The organism is Labilibacter marinus (assembly GCF_001659685.2).
Lineage (GTDB): Bacteria > Bacteroidota > Bacteroidia > Bacteroidales > Marinilabiliaceae > Saccharicrinis > Saccharicrinis marinus.
On sequence record NZ_LXYE02000034.1, the window covers coordinates 185,102 to 204,112 of the forward strand.

At 36.2% G+C, this 19,011-nt stretch carries 10 protein-coding genes; 3 read left to right on the forward strand and 7 right to left on the reverse strand.

Going from position 1 to position 19,011, the window contains the following annotated elements:
* Positions 1-62: 62 nt before the first annotated feature.
* From A8L32_RS14335 to A8L32_RS14365, 7 genes are all read right to left on the reverse strand, one after another.
* Entirely contained in the window at positions 63-1,580 is a 1,518-nt protein-coding gene (locus tag A8L32_RS14335) for a sulfatase-like hydrolase/transferase (RefSeq protein ID WP_198931786.1), read from the reverse strand.
* A gap of 245 nt (positions 1,581-1,825) precedes the next feature.
* Positions 1,826-3,235, reverse strand: coding sequence for a glycoside hydrolase family 28 protein (locus tag A8L32_RS14340; protein ID WP_066631509.1), 1,410 nt, complete (start codon positions 3,233-3,235; stop codon positions 1,826-1,828).
* A 275-nt stretch (positions 3,236-3,510) separates the two neighbouring features.
* Positions 3,511-4,425 (reverse strand): alpha/beta hydrolase, encoded by a 915-nt coding sequence (locus tag A8L32_RS14345; protein WP_066631511.1) that lies wholly within the window; start codon positions 4,423-4,425, stop codon positions 3,511-3,513.
* A 188-nt stretch (positions 4,426-4,613) separates the two neighbouring features.
* Positions 4,614-5,996, reverse strand: a complete 1,383-nt coding sequence (locus A8L32_RS14350; RefSeq protein WP_066631512.1) for a glycoside hydrolase family 28 protein — start codon at positions 5,994-5,996, stop codon at positions 4,614-4,616.
* A gap of 120 nt (positions 5,997-6,116) precedes the next feature.
* Positions 6,117-8,165, reverse strand: a complete 2,049-nt coding sequence (locus A8L32_RS14355) for a LamG domain-containing protein (protein ID WP_158027248.1) — start codon at positions 8,163-8,165, stop codon at positions 6,117-6,119.
* Positions 8,166-8,460: 295 nt separating this feature from the next.
* Positions 8,461-9,810, reverse strand: coding sequence for a family 43 glycosylhydrolase (locus tag A8L32_RS14360; RefSeq protein ID WP_066631515.1), 1,350 nt, complete (start codon positions 9,808-9,810; stop codon positions 8,461-8,463).
* A 523-nt stretch (positions 9,811-10,333) separates the two neighbouring features.
* On the reverse strand, positions 10,334-14,341 hold the full coding sequence (locus A8L32_RS14365) for a hybrid sensor histidine kinase/response regulator transcription factor (protein ID WP_158027249.1): 4,008 nt from the start codon (positions 14,339-14,341) through the stop codon (positions 10,334-10,336).
* A gap of 307 nt (positions 14,342-14,648) precedes the next feature.
* On the opposite strand from A8L32_RS14365, the gene A8L32_RS14370 reads away from it, so the two are divergent.
* From A8L32_RS14370 to A8L32_RS14380, 3 genes are all read left to right on the forward strand, one after another.
* Positions 14,649-16,007 (forward strand): 3-keto-disaccharide hydrolase, encoded by a 1,359-nt coding sequence (locus A8L32_RS14370; RefSeq protein WP_066631517.1) that lies wholly within the window; start codon positions 14,649-14,651, stop codon positions 16,005-16,007.
* A gap of 125 nt (positions 16,008-16,132) precedes the next feature.
* A complete protein-coding gene (locus A8L32_RS14375; protein ID WP_066631519.1) occupies positions 16,133-17,587 on the forward strand; it encodes a Gfo/Idh/MocA family protein in 1,455 nt (484 codons plus the stop codon).
* 81 nt (positions 17,588-17,668) lie between these two features.
* Positions 17,669-18,997 carry a Gfo/Idh/MocA family protein gene (locus tag A8L32_RS14380; RefSeq protein WP_066631584.1) on the forward strand — a complete coding sequence of 443 codons (1,329 nt, stop codon included), beginning with the start codon at positions 17,669-17,671 and terminating at the stop codon, positions 18,995-18,997.
* The last annotated feature ends 14 nt before the right edge of the window (positions 18,998-19,011 follow it).

Consider the following 19,011-nt stretch of genomic DNA (forward strand, 5'->3'; position numbering starts at 1 on the left):
GTGATTATTAGCATCTGGCCAATAGTCACCCCGTGAGTAATTATTTCGCTACGGTAGCTCCGCTAATAAAAATCCCAGAAGTCGTATTGTTCTTTGGTGTTTTTATTGCTATCTCCCAACTCAATCGCTTTTTCTTTCATCTCTTTTTGCATGGTTTTAACCAAGTCAAAATAATCTGGTAAAAAAGCCAGGTTGGTGGTTTCCCAAGGGTCGTTTTTAATGTTGAACAATAAGGTAGTTCTTGATCCTCGCGTTAATTCTCCTAATTTCCAATCCTTATCTGGGGCTTTAACAAATTCTAATAGTTTATAATCACCTTTACGATACGCACGTTGGTGCTGACGATAAGCATGGTAAGTGAAATCTCGTACTTTATCTTTCTCTCCATTAATCACAGGCACTAAACTTTTTCCTGTAACAGAAGCTGGCCTTTCAATTTTGGCTAAATCACAAACAGTAGGAAAGATATCGTGGATATAACAATAGGCATCTAAACGCAAGCCTTGCTCTTTAATGGCACCACCCGAAAGAACAAATGGTACATGAACACCATCTTCATCGTATACGTTTTGCTTGCCTAATAAACCATGATTACCTACGCCTAAGCCACTATCTCCAGCAAAAACAATAATTGTATTTTCATACTGACCAGATTCTTTTAAAGCGGCTATTACTTTACCAATTTGAGCATCTAAATGAGTGATGATGGCATAATAATCGGATAGATGTTTACGTGCTACCTCTGGTGTACGAGGCCACGGACCTAGTTCTTCATCGCGCAAGAATAAATGACCATTATCAAACGGATGTTGTGGCATGTACGATGGCAATAAGCTAATCTCGTCTTCCGGGTACATGTCTTTGTACTTTTTAGGTGCCTGACGAGGATCGTGTGGTGCATGGAATGCCAAGTACATAAAATAAGGATCTTTCTCATCGTACTCATTAATGAATTTAATGGCATTACGAGCGAAAATTTCGGAGGTGTGCGGACCGTCTTTTTCTGTTCCAGTAGGTCCTCTCTTATCGTTTTTAAGATCAACCAATCTTTTAACTTCCTTACCATTTTCGTCGTATTCCAACAACCAGCCTTCTTTCTTTTTGTAGTCGCCATCTTTTTTCCAATCCCATAATGGCATTCTCCAATGGTCAACCAGATAAACACCACGGCTCATTACACAAGCTCCATCATCAAACGAACGTGCAAGCGAAGGATTATCCTGATGCCATTTGCCCACCATATGTGTATTATAACCTGCATTACCAAAGGCTTCTCCAATGGTGGTGTGTTCTTTAGGAATGGAACGACCTACGCCATCCAATTTAAAAAGTTGACGACCAGTTAGCAACATTGCTCTACTAGGTACGCAGGTAGCGCCAGTAAAAGCACCCATTAAATAGGCATTTTCGAATACAATACCTGTATTGGCTAGTTGATCCATGTTAGGCGTACGAACAGCTTGTCCGCCTAAGGCATGAACACCAGAATATCTATGATCATCAGTATAGATAACTAGTACATTGGGCTTTTTTGCCTTTTTAGCAAAAGAGTTGAGTGATACGGTACATAATAGTACCATAAAACTCCATTTTATGAATTGATTTGTTTTCATTTTATTTTGGTTCTTCTTTATTTTTCTATGTTTTGATTCTACTTACTGATAATAGAGCTAATATTTGGTGAAAATAAGTGCCGTTTGATTTAATTTTCCTTAATGCTTTTTCATCCAAGGCGGTAAAATTACTTTATCAGGTGCCTAATAGTTCTCGTTATTTATAAAGGCTTTGGTTTTAATCTTGATTTTTTATAATGGTTCAGCAGTCGTTACTTAACTGTTTCAACATTCCAGTTTTTACTGTTTTTTTCCACGTCAATTAAAATTACATCCTCTCTTTGATCTTTATTTAAGACTTTAAAATTTAATTCATCTGTATCCAGACTTTCGATATGGCGTGCAAACATGGCTTTGGCAGGTAAAACACCGAAGAAACTGAACTCTGGATATCTGGTTTCGTCTTCAGCTACTATGTTTTTAGCTTGTGCTTTAGTGCCATGTCCGGGTAGGCTGATGTCAAAGTTGCGTAAAGTAACTTTACCAATTCGGTGATTGGGTGTGCCGGTTATTAAAACACCCGATGGAGGATTGATACGACAATCTGCTGTATCGCGAACAATTGCTGTAATATTCTCCACAACAATATTATCTATCGAACCAACCTTTTGTTTGGGTGCATTACGGTAAGTTCTTAAGCGTTCGCCTAATCGAATAAACAATGGCATCTCAACATTGGTCATTTTTAAGTTGCGAATGGTAATACTGTCGATGTTAGCGCCATCCATACTTAATATTTTAATGCCACCACCTCTGGTATCGTATATTTCGCAGTCTTCAACAAGTATGTTTTTAAAATCGCCCATCGATTCGGTACCAAACTTAATGGTTCCCCAATCACTTTTAAGTTTACAATTGCTAACGTGCACATCGCGCGTTGGTAGGGGAGAAGTACTTTTAATACAAACCGCATCATCACCACTGTTGATATTACAATTTCTGATAATAGCATCTCTACTTGAATCTAAATCGATACCATCGTTGTTTTTATGGGCGTGCGAATATATATCAATGCCATCTACTAAAATACCTTGGCATTGAAAGATGTGCAAGGTCCATGCGGCAGGATCTTTTAAATGAACACCTTCTACTCTAATGTCCTTTGATTTTACCAAGCGGATTAAGAAGGGACGATTGACAGCAAAGCTATTGAGTTCTTTTTTATCAATTCCCAACTCTTTCATTGTTTTTAATAACTCAGGGCGCTTGAATAATTGTCCGCGACCAATAATTGTTCCTTCACCAGTAATGGCAATGTTAGTAACGTTTTCAGCACCCACTAAGCATTTACCCCGTACCTGATTAACTGCATCGGTAAATGGATCTATGGTAATGTAATCCTGAGGATTTTTACTTCCGATTAGTTGTGCGTCTTTTTCAAGATGCAGCGTAACATTATCTTTTAACAGCACTGTACCAGATATAAAGTTACCAGCAGGAATTACTACTGTTCCGCCGCCTGCAGCGTTGCATTCATCAATGGCTTTTTGAATGGCAGCTGAGTTAACCGTTAAGCTATCTGCAACTGCTCCATAATCTACAATGTTGGCCACCTTTGGTCCTTGATTACATGAGATAAAGAATAAGCAAGTTGCTAATCCTAGGTAAAATAAGTTTTTCATTTTTTATGTTTCTAGTAGATTATTTTAGTTCTATTATTTATTATGACACGATTATTTTGGTAATATCTTCTTTTTTAAACCACACGAAAGATTAATGCGGTAGCAAGTGCTAATTGTTTTTGAATTGACTAGTTTCCGATGCAAATAATAAATGTAAAAGGAAAAACTTGGTGATGCATCGGTTTATAATTAATATATAGCATAACCCAGAGCTTTGCTCTGGGCTATTAGATTATGCCCTTTCAGGGCGTTATTTACATGACTTTTTTAAAGTGTTAATTATTCATTGTTAAAAACCATTCTGTTGCTAAATCTGCCCAGTCGGGTGCAGCTTCTCTGCTTTTGCCCAATCCGTAACCATGACCACCTGTAGGATAGATATGCATCGTTGCCTTTACGTTGTTTTTAAGCAAGGCTTGGTACATTCTGATTGAATTTTCAACCGGTACGGCTTTGTCGTCGCCAGAATGAAGAATAAAAGTAGGAGGTGTTTGCTCCGTTACCTGCAATTCATTTGAGAATTCGCTTACTAAGTCCTCCGAAGGATTTTTACCCAAAAGATTATTGCGCGATCCATTGTGAGTAACACCCTTTTTCATGCTGATAACAGGATAGAATAGCATCATAAAATCAGGTCGGATAATTTCGGTATCAATATCATCTTTAGCTTCATAATATGCCTCTGTAAAGTGAGTGCCCAGCGAAGAAGCTAAATGTCCTCCGGCAGAGAAGCCCATAACACCTATCTTATTCTTATCCAGATTAAACTTCTTCGCATTATGGCGGATGTATCGGATAGCGCGTTGAGCATCCTGTAAAGGCGCTTTGTGCGAAATAACCACAGATTCAGCTTGAGGCATTCTGTATTTTAGTACAAAGGCAGAAATACCTTTACTGTTTAAATATTTACCCACGTCGGTACCTTCCCAATCGTATGCAACACCACCATACCCGCCTCCTGGGCAAATAAGTACAGCCATACCATTGGCACTTTGCTTGGATGGAAGCATGACTTCTACTGTGGGCTCTTGTATGTTTTTAATAAATAGGATATCTCTGGGTGGTACTTCCTCTTTTCCTTTCGATTTCTGATAGTTTGGAATGTCTTTTTTATCCCATAGCGGAACAACTTGTGCATAGAAGTTGCATGAGATAGTAATGAATAGGGATAATAGAATAAGTTGCTTCATATTTTTTCTTTTTAGTATAAAACTAAAGTCTTTATACTTATATCTTAATACTTTATACTGAATAATTATTTCTATAAAACCACCTCCCCACTCATTCTTCGTGGTACTCCTCCTTCAAAAGGAGGAGAGCTATGCTAGAGGCTTAGTAGCTGAAATTTATTAAACTCCAGCAGTTTTACAGGGCTTATCTACAATTTTATCTTATTACCATTAATAAAGGCATTTGAAACTCTACCATTTACTACATCATTCAGAATTATAGGTTTTCTGGCGTCTTCTCCATCAATATAAATATGAAAATTATCTACATACACATTTTTCATGTGGCGTAAAAACATGCCAGATGCTGGTAAAGTACCTACTTTGCTAAATTCGGGCCACCAACCTTCAAGTACATCTAAGGTATATTCGTTATGGTCTTTTTTGTCCGCATCTTCTTTTGTTCCTCCTCCTGAAACAAAGAATTGAATGTCTTTAATGATGATGTTTTCGATATAATTATTGGGCATTCCTGTTAAAAAGAAAGCTGAGTTCTTATCTAGTTCTGTATTGTCGGCAATGATATTCTGAAAAGTGAAATTCTTCATTTCCTTCATAGGATACATTTCTTCTGGCGCATCTACACATGCTTTTTGTTGTGCAAAGGTCATAAATATTGGGCGAGGAACGTTTTTCATCACAAGATTAGAGAATACCATGTTTTTCATGCTTCCTCCCTCGTTCATTTGAATTTTTAATCCACTATCCTGTATGTTTTTAAAGGTGCAATTGGTAACCGTTACCGATTCAAAATCGCCACGCGATAGTAAACCAATTCTCATGCCTCCCCATTTTGTTTCAAATACGCAATTGCTAATAACCACATCCTTACATGGTTTATCGGGCATAGATGCTTGCAGACAAATACAATCGTCGCTATTATCAAATGAACTATTCGAAATACGCACGTTAGTACAGCCGTCAAAATCTAATCCGTCGCCATTACCGTTTGAACGACTATGAATACGAATTCCGTCCACCACAATTTCGTTACAGTATAACCAAGCCGATGTCCATGCTGCAGGGTTGATGAGCGTAATATCACGCATGTGAATCTTATCGCAGTTTTTAAAACGCATCATCATTGGTCGGCCTGTTTTTCGGTTAAAAAACTTGGTGTGACCATTACCATCAATAACCCCATGACCTTCAAAAGCAAATGACTTGGCACCTGCAGCATAAATAAAACACTTATCCATGTGAGGTTCTTTTTTATACATGTTTTTGTGTGTATCATTACCATAGTCGGCAATGTTGTTGCTTCCTTGAAGTGTGGCTCCATTTTCAACTCTTAACGTTACATAGTCTTTCATGTAAAAAGTTCCAGAAACTACAGTTTTACCTGAGGGAATTATTACTGTTCCTCCACCGTTATTGCTTGCTGCATCAATGGCAGATTGCAGGGCTTTTGTGTCAACGGTTTTGCCATCGGCTTTAGCTCCAAAATCTAATACGTTAAAATAAGTTTGCCCCGAAACACTTAAGGAAAATAATAGAAAGCACAGAATACTTCCCAATGTAGATAGTCGCATAAATTTGAATATTTATTGTTTAATCCAAATTTAAGTAAATAGTGGTTTAGTTTTGGGTAAACTGTGGGGTAAAAAGTGGGGTAAATACAATTATTCCCCTAAATTAGATAGAAATAACCGCTATAGTTTAGCACAGTCCTCAATAGTTAAGGAGAATTCTTCGTTGAGCATTTTTTTGTAAGTAGAAGCAAAGTGCGCAAGGTAATTAACGGCTTCTTGCTTTTGGTTATTCTTTAGTGATGCTCCCACTAGGTATTTAATGGCCATTTCATTTAAAGGAGCTAACTCAATCCATAACTTGCTTACATCTATTACCAAGGTGTATTTTTTTTCTTTATACAGATGCACACACAGTTGGTTTAAGTAGGTAATATGTTTCTCTTCGTATAGGTGAATAAGCTGGTCAAAAGTATCTACTCTTACCTGTTTACACAACGAAATAGAAGTGGGCAATGGTTTGTGCTTATTATTTTTAAATAATTGATTGATTGTAACTACATCAATCTGAAAAGTAGATTCAGTTTTAATAAACCATTCTTTATTAAGGTATACTAATTCCACTCCTTTAAAGTTTTCGAAGATCTTACGCAAACGATGTACGTTGGTACTGCGGTTATTTTTTTGTTGCGATGCGCTATCGTTTTCCCACAGAAAATCAGATATCTCAGAAGAAGTAATATTTCTGTTTTTGAGTATGGGAAACAATACTATTAAAGCAAGTAAACGAATTAAAGTGGGAGAGAATAATTGAGTAATATCTTCTCCTTCATGGTTAAAAGCCCTGAATATCCCAGTTAGTTGTATGCTATTTTGTTTCAGAATAAGTTTAGGTTGGTGCTTTGTTTCTTTTTTGTTTTTACCAAAGAATAGTATACTGATGATTAATATAAGGATGATACCTACAATTGTAACAATAAGCCATAGCGGTATGCCCTTGTTAAACTTAAGCGTAGCTAATTGACCATTGTAAACGTTTTTAATTTCGTTTGAATCTAAGGCTCTACTCCAAATAGCAAATTCGCTCATGGAGCCGTTAAAGCTTTGTCCCCACATGCTGCTCCCTATAGAAAGTGATTTGGACTCACCTGTTTTTCCTAATATTTCTTGCGATCCGCTTAATTCACCATTCACATAGAATTCAACCTGATGATTGTATTTTACAGAAATAGCCAGATGAACCCAATCATTCTTGTTTTCTTTCCATAAACGATCGGATTTTACCGTAAATAACATAGGAACCGAAAACCAAAGCTCTTTATTGATAGTAGTAAACCTAAAACTAAAGTCTTTATTACCAGCCAAAGGCATCATCCATTTATTATCGTGCGGATTAACCCATGCAGCTATCGTTAACTGATGGTCGTAATTAAAACCAACAAGCTCAATAAAGGCACTATCGTTACCAAAGCTTGCTACCTGGCCTTTATTTTTATCTGTAGTAAAATGAATGTGGCTACCAATTACATTTGCACTATTGACCTTTACTTTACTTTTAACATTTTTATTCAATGGCAGATAAGCCTTTATATCGTGTGAAAGTGGAGGTGTTATTTTAGATTGCTGATAAAGTAATTTGACTTTTTGTTTAGATAATGCTTGATGATAGATACTCAAGTCATCAATATACCCTTCTGCATTTAAGTTATAGCGGTCGGAGCCTAGTGTATAGTTCTTTCTTGGAGTTTTATGCCACTTAGATTCTATGGTATCGGTTAAAATACACTCACCATCGTAAAATACATTTAATAAACCTTGAGCATTAAGGGTAAAGGCAATGTGTTGCCACTGATTGTTACATAATACAGCCTTTGTATTAATATCCTTTTTGAGGAAATGATTAAACTGCAACTCTCTGTTTGATAAATATCTGAAATTAAATAAAGAATCTTCGCCAAATACAGTACCTGGGTGTAAATGAATGTTTGAAGGCTTTATCCAAAACAACACGGATAGAGCTGAGTCTTGGCCATTATTAGGAATAGTAGAGAAAAAGTTGGCATTATTAAATTGCCCAACCTGCGCTCTAACTTCATCTAAAAAATGATCAATATTAATATTATTATCTGAGATATTGGTAAACTGATTTAGGTATACAGCTCCTCTATTTGCCTTAAGTGAAGTACTTAAAAGCAAACAAACGAGTATCCATATAAAGTGTAGACGATTCAAAGAAATATAGCTCAATTGGTATTATGCAGACAAATATAATTAAACAGCTATTAAATGAAACAGGAATACCCTGTTATTAATGAATATTAAATGACTTGGCCGTGTCTGCTTACGCTTAGAGACTCCGATGAATGACTTGGCGACTCCCCTACGTACTTGTAATCCCCAGCAATGTCTTAGTGGTTAGCGTAAATGACTTGTCGATGCCGATACATGACTTGGCTTCAAAATCGAGAATAAAAAAGCAGTTACCTCAACGAGATAACTGCTTAATTTATTTTTATTAAAACAAGTATTACTGTAAAAGCAACCAGTTTAAGTTAACTGCTTTTGTACTTCCCCAATCCGATTTAAACACAACCACTAAATTGTGTGTGCCAGTAATGGGTTCTTTAACATCCGCTTCAATGGTTTTCCATGAGCTCCACCCTCCTGTATATTCAATCGGAAATTCGGCTACTAACTTGCCCTTAGGGTTATTTAATCTAACCTCAAAACTTCCTGTGCGCTGACCAGAAGCCACGCGAGCCTGAATTTTTATAGCCCCATCAAATTTAACTCTGTTGAAACGTACAAAACCCATCATTTGCGTATTACACACCATCCATCCGTTTGGTTCGTTTTCGCCTCCCACAAAAGCCGTTGAAGCCTTCGATATTTCGTTGTATCTATCCACCTGAATGGTATCTCCCAGTTGAGGCGTTCCAATACCGCGTAAAGTAGGCGTTACTCTTTTAATGGTTCCATCCTTTTTAAAGGTCATGTAATCGGCACGCATCGAACGTAGTTTATTGTACCCACTAATATCCCACGAGTGGTAAAATAAAATCCATTGACCTTGGTATTCAACAATAGAGTGGTGGTTTGTTCCATTATGAATGTTATTCATAATTTTTCCACGGTAAGTATACGGTCCCATAGGGTTTTCGCTGGTTGCATAACCAATCGTATATCCTTCATCCGGAAATACGTGCGCAAAGGTTAAGTAATAAGTGCTATCCTTTTTAATAGGGAAAGAACCCTCTTTGTATCCAGCAGGTAAGCCTTCAATTAATATAGGTTTCTGCGTTATTTCTTTCATGTTATCGGCCAAAGGAGCTACGTATAACTCATGTCCGCCGCCAAAAAACAAATAAGCTTTATTGTCGTCATCTAATAATAAACCCGGATCAATACCCGAAACACCTTCGATAAAACTCTTTTCCCATTTAAATGGTCCGGTAGGATTTTTAGAAACACCTACACCAATTCTACGAAAAGCATTGTCATTTTTCGGTTTAGCAGGATAGTAATAGTAGTACTTTCCATCTTTCTCGATACAATCAGGTGCCCACATGGCATACGTATCTTTTTCGCCCCAAGGCACATCATTTTCCTTTAAAATCCAGCCATGATCTTTCCAGGTAGATCCGTTTTCCAACGAAAAGGCATGATATCCTGGCATACAAAAGCGAGGAAACTCTTTCTCGCGACCAGCAGGCGGGTAAGTATCGCTCGAAGGGAATACATATAACTTACCGTCGAAAACACGTGCTGTTGGATCAGCAGTAAACATATGAGTAACCAAAGGATTTTGGGCATTTATACTTGGCAGACTATGACAAAGTATACCTAAAGCAAAAAGAAACTGTTTAATAGTACGCATGATTTATTTATAGTTTTATTTGATAACAAAATTAAAAGGAAAAGTAGTTTTTGGTGTAAATTAATTGAACAAAAAAGGGTGGTTAATAATTTTTGAGGCCAATTAATAACCGTTATGCACGTACTTGTAGGTTCAGTAAGTGAAATATTGTTGTAATATAAAGGGGGGTATTCTTAAATTATAGTAATCTAACCTTAATTAGGATAAAGGTATAGGGTTGTATGAGGCGCTTAAAACTAGCACGCTTTCAAATATATTATTATCAAACTATACTATTTTATACAAAGATTAAGCTGTTTTTGTTTAGTATCGGCATCACTAGTTTTTTGAGAGAAATGGGTGTAGCCGACGGACTTTTTTCTTACTTTTTTGACTGTAGAAAAAAGTAAGAGCCTCCACGGCTTGAGTGGGAGCTAATTTGGACAAGATTTATGAAAAAATACAAGTATAAAGTAAACGATATAGGATGCATATAGATCTTTATACTTTACACTAAAAAAACTACCTTTCAACAAAACCTACCCTACACATACTCCGATGGGTTAATTCCAAAATGTTCTTTAAACTTTGTTCTGAAATGGGCTGTGCTCTGAAAACCTACTTCGAGGCTTATTTGCTGTATGGTAAGTTGTTTCTTGTGTAATAATTCAGCGGCCTTGTGTAATCGTATTTTGCGAATATAGTCTGCTGCATTTTCACTACTTAAGCCTTTAAATTTACGATAAAAAGTAGAGCGACTCATATTCATTTTTTCACTCAATACCTCGGTGGTAAAATTAGGGTTACTAAAGTTTCGCTGAATGATGGTGTTGGCCTTTTTCCAAAACAGAACTTCGTTTTTGGTAAATTTAGTTTTATCAATTTGAGCTATGGTTTTGGTTTGAACAGGTTCTTGCTCCAGCTTTTCTCTATTACTAATTAAAGCATCTACACGAGCCAATAGTATTTGTTTTTCAAACGGCTTTTCAATATAATCATCAATACCAAGTTTAAAACCTTCAATACGTATTAAAGAATCTGTTTTTGCTGTGAGTAAAATAAAAGGAATCTTAGATGTATTTGTATTCTCTTTTATTTTTTTGCAAAAGGTGATGCCATCCATATGCGGCATGGTAATATCCGATATAATTAGATCAGGAATAAAATCATCTAGTTTTTTAAGTGCTTCTATTCCGTTTTCTGCAGTTATAATCGAATACTTAACAGATAAAATACGCTGCAGAAACTGGTTTAATTCCACATCATCCTCAACTAAAAGTATTTGTTTATCAGATATGGTTTGTGGAGACGCAGGAAAGTGAAGATCTTCCGTATCCTCTGCAATATAGGGTTTAAGCTTATTTGAATCAACAATCTCATGTTCGCCAAAATGATCTTTATTCTTTTTAAAGGTCACTTTAAACTCAGAACCCTTTCCTTTTTCCGAAATTACCGTGAGTGTTCCAAACTGCGATTCAACCAACCCTTTAGCTAAGGCAAGTCCTATTCCGTGACCGGACTGCTGGCTGTTTTTACTTCTGAAAAAGCGGTCGAAGATATGATTTAGCTCCTCTTCTGAAATACCTATTCCATAATCTTTCACTGTTATTGCAAAATGTTCAGCACTTTCGGCAGTAGAAACAAAAATTGGGTTACCACTAGAAGTGTATTTTATAGCATTGCTAATCAGGTTGAATAGGATCTTTTCTGTCTTGTCAATATCCAGCCAAACTGGAATTCTATTGGTGCAAGGTTCAAAACTTAAAGTAATATCTTTTTGCTGTGCCAGTTGCTGAAATGAAGATGTAATCTCCTGTACAAACTGGTTAAGTTCGAAATGCGAAACCTCAAGTTTTAATTGGTCTTGGTCAAGTTTTCGGAATTCGATAAGTTGGTTTACCAGTCTAAGCAATCGCAAAGCATTACTTTTAATAACCTTTTTTATGCCATGTGATTTGGTATCTTGCAGCTCCTCAAGGTATCCCAAAATTAATGTTAATGGTGTTCTGAATTCGTGAGATATATTGGTGAAAAAACGTAGTTTGGCTTCGTCTGCTTCATGCAGTTTTTCCGATATACTTTTAATTTCGTCACTTTTTCGGATAATATCTTTGGTTTGCTCTTCTACTTTTTGCTTCAATAATTTATTACGTTGCTGTATTCGGTATAATCTCCATCTGTATATAAATAGTAATAGAAGGAAGATGAAAAGTATAAGTGTCAGCTTGAACCATAGTTTTTGCCAAAATGGAGGTTCTATATTAATATGAATAGTTTTGGCTGATGACCAACCTACATTAGAGCTTGCTACAGATAAGTGAAAGATATAATTTCCAGGTGCTACATTAGTGAATGTCACCTTTCTATTATTTCCGTCCTGTTCTGTCCAATTGTTTTGCCAATTCTCTAATTTATACCTGAATTTATTGGAATTAGGAATGTCGAACTGTAACGTATTGACCTCAAAGGAAAAGGTGTTTTCGTTATAAGATAGTTTTATATTATCAGTTTTGTCAATGTGTTGATTTAGAATAACCCGGTTGTTTGTTTTACGATTGGGAATAACTAAATCATTATTCAAGCTAAAGCTCTCGATAAACGGAATTAAAGACGGTTCATTGGCTTTGAAATTTAGAGGGTCAAAGAATGCTACGCCAGTATAACCTCCATAATATATGTTTCCTTGCGCATCCTGAAAAGAGGCATCATCCATAAAAAAGTCACTTTTTAAATAGGAAGTAAATTGCTCTTTTGGAATAAATAGTTTGCTAATACCGCGGTTGGTGCTCATCCAAAGGTTTTTGTTCTTATCTAATTTTAAAGAGTAAACAATATTGTTGGACAAGCCATGTTCTTCGTAATAAACTTTTTCTACTTTTTCAGTTTTTGTATTAAAACGGTTTAGCCCATTGTTTGTGGCAACCCATAGCATATTGCCAAAACCAGTAACGCTATATACCTTAGAATTACTTAGGCCGATAGATTCAGAATCATATGATTTTAAAGTTTTTTTATCCGTGTTTATTTTTGCAATACCCGAATTATCCAATCCCAGCCAAATAATGGAATCTTTAACATACATGTCCCTAACATTGCTACGGATACGATTATTGGGCGTATTATAATTTAAAGACTCCTGTTTTTTATTTTTTAAATCGACTAATTTTATTTGAGTAGCTATGGCTGTTAAAACCCTTGTGGAATCATACTGAAGAATAGAATATGACCTGTTTTTCCAATAACCACTTGCGTATTTTTCTATATGTTCGAGCTGGCCGTTTTGTCTATTATAAATACAAATACCATCGTACAACCCCACCCATATCCTTTTGTCCTTATCTTCAAAAATATTTCTTACGCCTCTGACTGTTTCTCTTGTTCCATCTTTATTTATAAAAGTAGTTTTTAATGTTTGGCTTCCATCTTGGTGAATAATACCAATTCCCATTCTGTCAAAACCTAGCCAATATTCATTTTCCGTCGTAGCGCAAACAGCTCTAACTGGGTCAATTTCAATGTCGTCGTAACTATCATAGTTCCAACTTAAATGTTTAAAGGAGTTTTTGCTTTTACTGAGTATATTAATTCCGTGTTTGGATGTGCCAATCCATATATTATCACTTTTATCTTGTATAATATTACTGATTGAAAATCCACGTAGTGAGTTATAATTTCCTGGGGTATGGCTTAAGGATTGACAAGATATTTCAGAATCGGTAATGGTGTATTTAATTAATGCATTTTTATGCTGTAACCAAATATTAGACGATTCAACAAGTATGGCAGAGGAGGTCATGTTCTGCGGGCTACCTTTAATATCTTTTAAAAGATATTCGTTTGTTGGTTTTGCTAGGTTTTGAGTATAGATGGATATTTTATTGCTATGAATAGCCACCGTTTTAGAGCCGTCATTACCTAGGATGACAATAGAGTCAGTAATTCTTGAAACAGGAATGTATGTAGAATCAATGCTTAAATACATCTCGTGTAAACCTTCACTTCCATAAATGCCTACATTTCCATTAGGTAATATAGAAATCCCATTAATAGTTCCATCTATAACTGGTCTAACTATAGCACTATCACTAGGGTTAAAACCCATTAGTTTATTTGTGTTGGCGATCCAAACCCAGCCTCTTTTATCCACTTTAATAAAAGTATTGCTTTTAGGTATATTCTTATTAAAAAGTGAATCATGGTAATTGATAAATTCCTGTTTCAGGTAATCGTATTTACTTAAGCCTGCATCTTGTGCTATAGTCCAAACATTACCTTCATTATCGCAGGTTAATGAACGAAAGAAGCTTCCCTGGATACTCCCTTTTTTTCCGATGGTGGGTTTAAATATTTCAAATTCGTATCCATTATATCTATTTAAGCCATTTAAAGTACCAATCCAAATAAAACCATTGGCATCTACATCCATGCAAAAAGCACTGTTTTGCGAAAGACCATCCTTAATGTCAAAATGGTCAAAACGAATATTTTGAGCATGACTAATGACACAAAAAAGACCTAGGATAAGTATTGAAAAAGCTTGTGTTTGTTTCATGTATGGCTTTATGTTGATGCAAAAGTATAAAAAACAATTTAAATGCTTAAATGACACAAAAACATTCATTATTGACACAATAATAACTCATCTACTATTGGTCTCAAAGGTAGATTTGCAAAGTAGTATATTAAGGATAGAATTTAAAAATAAATAAATATTGAAAGTTTGAGTGAATAGAGTTTTTTTTTCACCCAATTATAAATTTAAACCTATAAAACTGGCATGGCCAGAGCAAATAAATTAGGCACATAAAAGCATAATGAAATTTGTAATGGTTATCAGGGTTTTGTTAATTTTTAAACAGATGAAAGTTACAATTGTATTGGCGCTATGCCTTGCTTTAATGAGTGGAGTTAGTGCTCAAAAATCGAAATCCTTATTTAATGGTAAAAACCTAAAGGGGTGGAAAACCTTAGTTGGAGAAGCTGAATTTAAAGTAGAGGATGGCGTTATTGTTGGTACGTCAAAATCGGGAACGCCAAGTACTTGGTTAGCGACTAAAAATGATTATACCAATTTTATTTTAGAGTATGAGTTTGTTTTAGGCGAAGGACTTAATTCTGGAGTTCAATTTCGTTCTCAGTATAACGAAGAAAAGAAACATTTCTTTGGCCCTCAGGTTGAGGCAGATGATTCAGAAAGAGCATGGACTGCTGGTATCTATGACCAAGGACGTAAAGGATGGCGTTATCCTTTGGAGTATAATCCAGCTGCAAAGAAAGCTTTAAAAAGAGGTGAGTGGAATAAGGTAAAAGTGATTGCCTATGAAAACCGTATTGTTACCTGGATGAATGGTGTTAATGTGGCCAACTTAATTGAAGAAAGTGTTGAGACTGGTTTTATTGCTTTACAAGTACATGCTGCAGGTAAAAATAAAGATGGTGTTCAAAATAAATGGCGTAATATTTCTATTACTGAATTAGATGAAGAACCTAGTTTTGCTGATACTACAGCACCTGTTGTTAGCTACCTGAAAAATCAGTTGACAGAAGAGCAAAAGAAAGATGGTTGGAAACTTCTTTGGGATGGAAAAACAGCTGAAGGTTGGAGAGGCGCTAAAAAAGATAATTTTCCTGAAAATGGTTGGACCATGGAGGATGGTATTCTAATGGTTCATGCTTCTGGTGGTGGTGAGTCGGCACATGGTGGTGATATTGTAACTACCCGACCTTACAAGAATTTTATTTTAGAAGTTGACTTCAAGTTTGCCAAAGGTGCCAACAGTGGTATCAAATATTTTGTAGATACAGATTTAAATAAAGGTAAGGGTTCTGCTATTGGTTGTGAGTTTCAAATCTTAGACGATAAAAATCATCCAGATGCTAAAAAAGGCGTTGGCAGCAAGAGAACAATTGGTTCATTATACGACCTTATTAAAGCTGATTCAAGACTCTTTGTACATGGCCTAAAACCACTTAAGTATGTAAATAACGGTCAGTGGAATCGTGCCAGAATTGAGGTGACAGGTTCTAAAGTTAAACATGTTTTAAATGGATGTACTGTAGTTGAATACGAAAGAGGTACGCAGCAATGGAAAGCTTTAGTGGCTTATAGTAAATATGCTAAATGGCCAAATTTTGGTGAAGCGGAAGAGGGGTTGATTTTATTGCAAGATCATGGCGATGATGTAGAGTTTAAGAATATCAAAATTAAAGAATTGTAGAAGTATTTTTTTAAGGGTTCAGACATAATAGTATAGATGGCTTATTTCATTGAGTCGATATCTTAGTTATGTCTGAATTCTTTTAACTAAAAAATTAAAATAGTAAGTTATCAAAATCTACAGAAATGGATAAAATGAATCAACGTCGTGCTTTTCTTAAAAAAAGTCTAGTGGCTGCAGGAGGCTTAAGTATTCTTCCTAGTAGTACTATTTTTGCTGGTAAAAAGGTTTGGGATGAGGAATCACATTCAATGAAAAACTCATCATACGTGCCAAGTGAGAAAGTAAATTTGGCTTGTATAGGAATAGGTCATCGTGGAGGTGGTGTTGTAAAAGAATTACATGCGACTGGAATGGCTAATATTGTTGCCTTATGTGATGTTGATTTGGAGGGAAAACATACACAGGAAGTTCAGAATATGTTTCCTGATGTACCTCGATTTACCGATTTTAGAAAGTTGTTTGATAAGATGGGTGATAAGATTGATGCAGTTAGTGTTGGTACACCAGATTTCTCACACTTTCCTATCACGATGCTAGCCATGTCTATGGGAATTCACGTATACGTTGAAAAGCCTATGGCCAGAACCTTTAATGAGGTTGAATTGATGATGGCGGCTGCAAAAAAGTATAATGTTCATACTCAAATGGGTAATCAAGGGCATTCAGGAGCAAACTATTTTCAGTTTAAAGCTTGGAGAGAAGCAGGCATTATTAAGGATGTAACTGCCATAACTGCTCATATGAATAAGTCTCGACGTTGGCATAAATTTGACCCACGTTTAACCGCTTTCCCCGCAAAAGAGAAAATGCCAAGAAAAATGAACTGGGAGGCATGGCTTACGACTTCGCAATATCACGATTATAATAAAGATTACCATCATGGCCAATGGAGATGTTGGTACGACTTTGGAATGGGTGCATTAGGCGATTGGGGGGCACATCTATTAGATACGGCACATGAATTTCTAGATTTGGGATTGCCGACTGAGGTTAATCCAACATTGTTGCAAGGACATAATTCATTCTTTTTCCCATTCTCATCTACCATTAAATTCAAATTTCCAAAGAGGGGTGATATGCCAGCGTGCGATATAGATTGGTACGATGGGTTAGACAATATTCCACCGGTACCTGCTGGTTATGGAGTTACTGAGGTAGATCCAAATATCCCTCCTGCAAGCAATGGCGATGTACAGCCTGCCAAATTAAATCCTGGAAAAATTATATATGGTAAAGATTTAACTTTTAAGGGAGGTTCGCATAGTAGTATATTAAAAATTATTCCTAAAAGTAAAGCTGCGGATATTAAGTCAAGGCTACCTGAAGTACCTAAAAGTCCCTCTAATCATGCGGAAAACTTTCTTTTGGCCTGTAAAGGAGAAGAGAAATGTCGCTCATCGTTTGATGTTGCAGGTCCGTTAAGTCAGGTATTTACTTTGGGAGTATTAGCGCAGCGCTTAAGTACCAGAATAGAGTTTGATAGAGAAACTAAACAAATTACAAATAATAAAATAGCTAATGAGATGCTTGTAGGAACTCCTCCTCGTAAAGGCTGGGAAGAATTTTATAAGTTATAAAATAGGCATATAGTTAAGAGATTTGTATACCATTCATTGGTGTATATTAATTTCTGCTATAAATCTGATAATCTAAATGATATGGAATCTAGAAGAAGTTTTATAAGAAAAGCTGCTATAGGAGCTGCTGGAATTACAATATTAAGTTCAACCAATGCTATGGCTGGTGTGTTAGGAGCAAATGATAAAGTTCGTTTTGCTGTGCTTGGTTGTGGAGGTAGAGCACATGGTTTGGCCAAGGCAGTTGGTTTTGTTGAAAATGCTAGTATTACTTACATCTGCGATGTGGATGCTAAGCGAATGAATAAGTTTGAAGGTTACTGCCTGGAAACGTTAGGTTATAAACCTAAAATGGAAAAGGATTTTAGAAAAGTATTGGAGCAAAAGGATGTGGATGCTATTATAGTGGCTACTCCGGAACACTGGCATGCGCCGATGGCTATTATGGGTATGCAAGCAGGCAAACACGTTTATGTTGAGAAACCATGTAGTCATAATCCATATGAAACAGAATTACTCATTGCAGTTCAAAAGAAAACAGGAATGCAATGTCAAATGGGTAATCAGCAACGCTCATCCTTTACTTCTGCTATGGCAGTAAGAGATATTCAGGATGGTGTTATTGGAGATGTGTATGCAGGGAAGGCGTTTTATGCTAATACTCGTAAGCCTATAGGTATTGGAAAAGAAGTGGCTGTGCCTTCAACACTAGATTGGGATTTATGGCAAGGTCCAGCTCCTCGCGAGTCTTATAGAGATAATGTTCATCCATATAATTGGCATTGGTTTCGTACATGGGGTACTGGCGAAATTCATAATAATGGTACACATGAAATTGACATTTGTCGATGGGCTTTGGGTGTAGACTATCCTACTCGTGTTGTATCAACAGGAGGTCGTTTACATCATAAAGGAGACGATTGGCAGTGGTTTGATACACAACTAGCAAGTTATGAGTTTGAAGGTGGTAAAACATTGGCTTGGGAAGGTCATAGTTGTAATGGATATAAACCTTCAGGTGGTAGAGGTGCACAAATTTTTGGGTCTAAAGGAACTATTCACTTGGATAGGGGGCAATATGTACTTTACGATTTAAAAGGAACTCAGCTTAAAAAGGAATTTGAGGGTAAACATAAGGCCGCTAATGATACAAACGATACGGTTGGGTTTGATATGCTTACCGTTAATCATATGCGTAATTTTTGTGATGGTATCAGAAAAGGTGAAAAATTAAATGCTCCAATTTTTGATGGAGGAATCTCCACTCAACTTTGTCACTTGGGTAATATTGCTCAGGATTTGGAGGAAAGCTTAAATGTAGACCCTAAAACCGGACGCGTGCTTAAAAACAAGGCTGCTGCAAAAATGTGGAAGCGTGAGTACGAAAAAGGTTGGGAGCCAAAACTGTAATTAAAACAGTATAT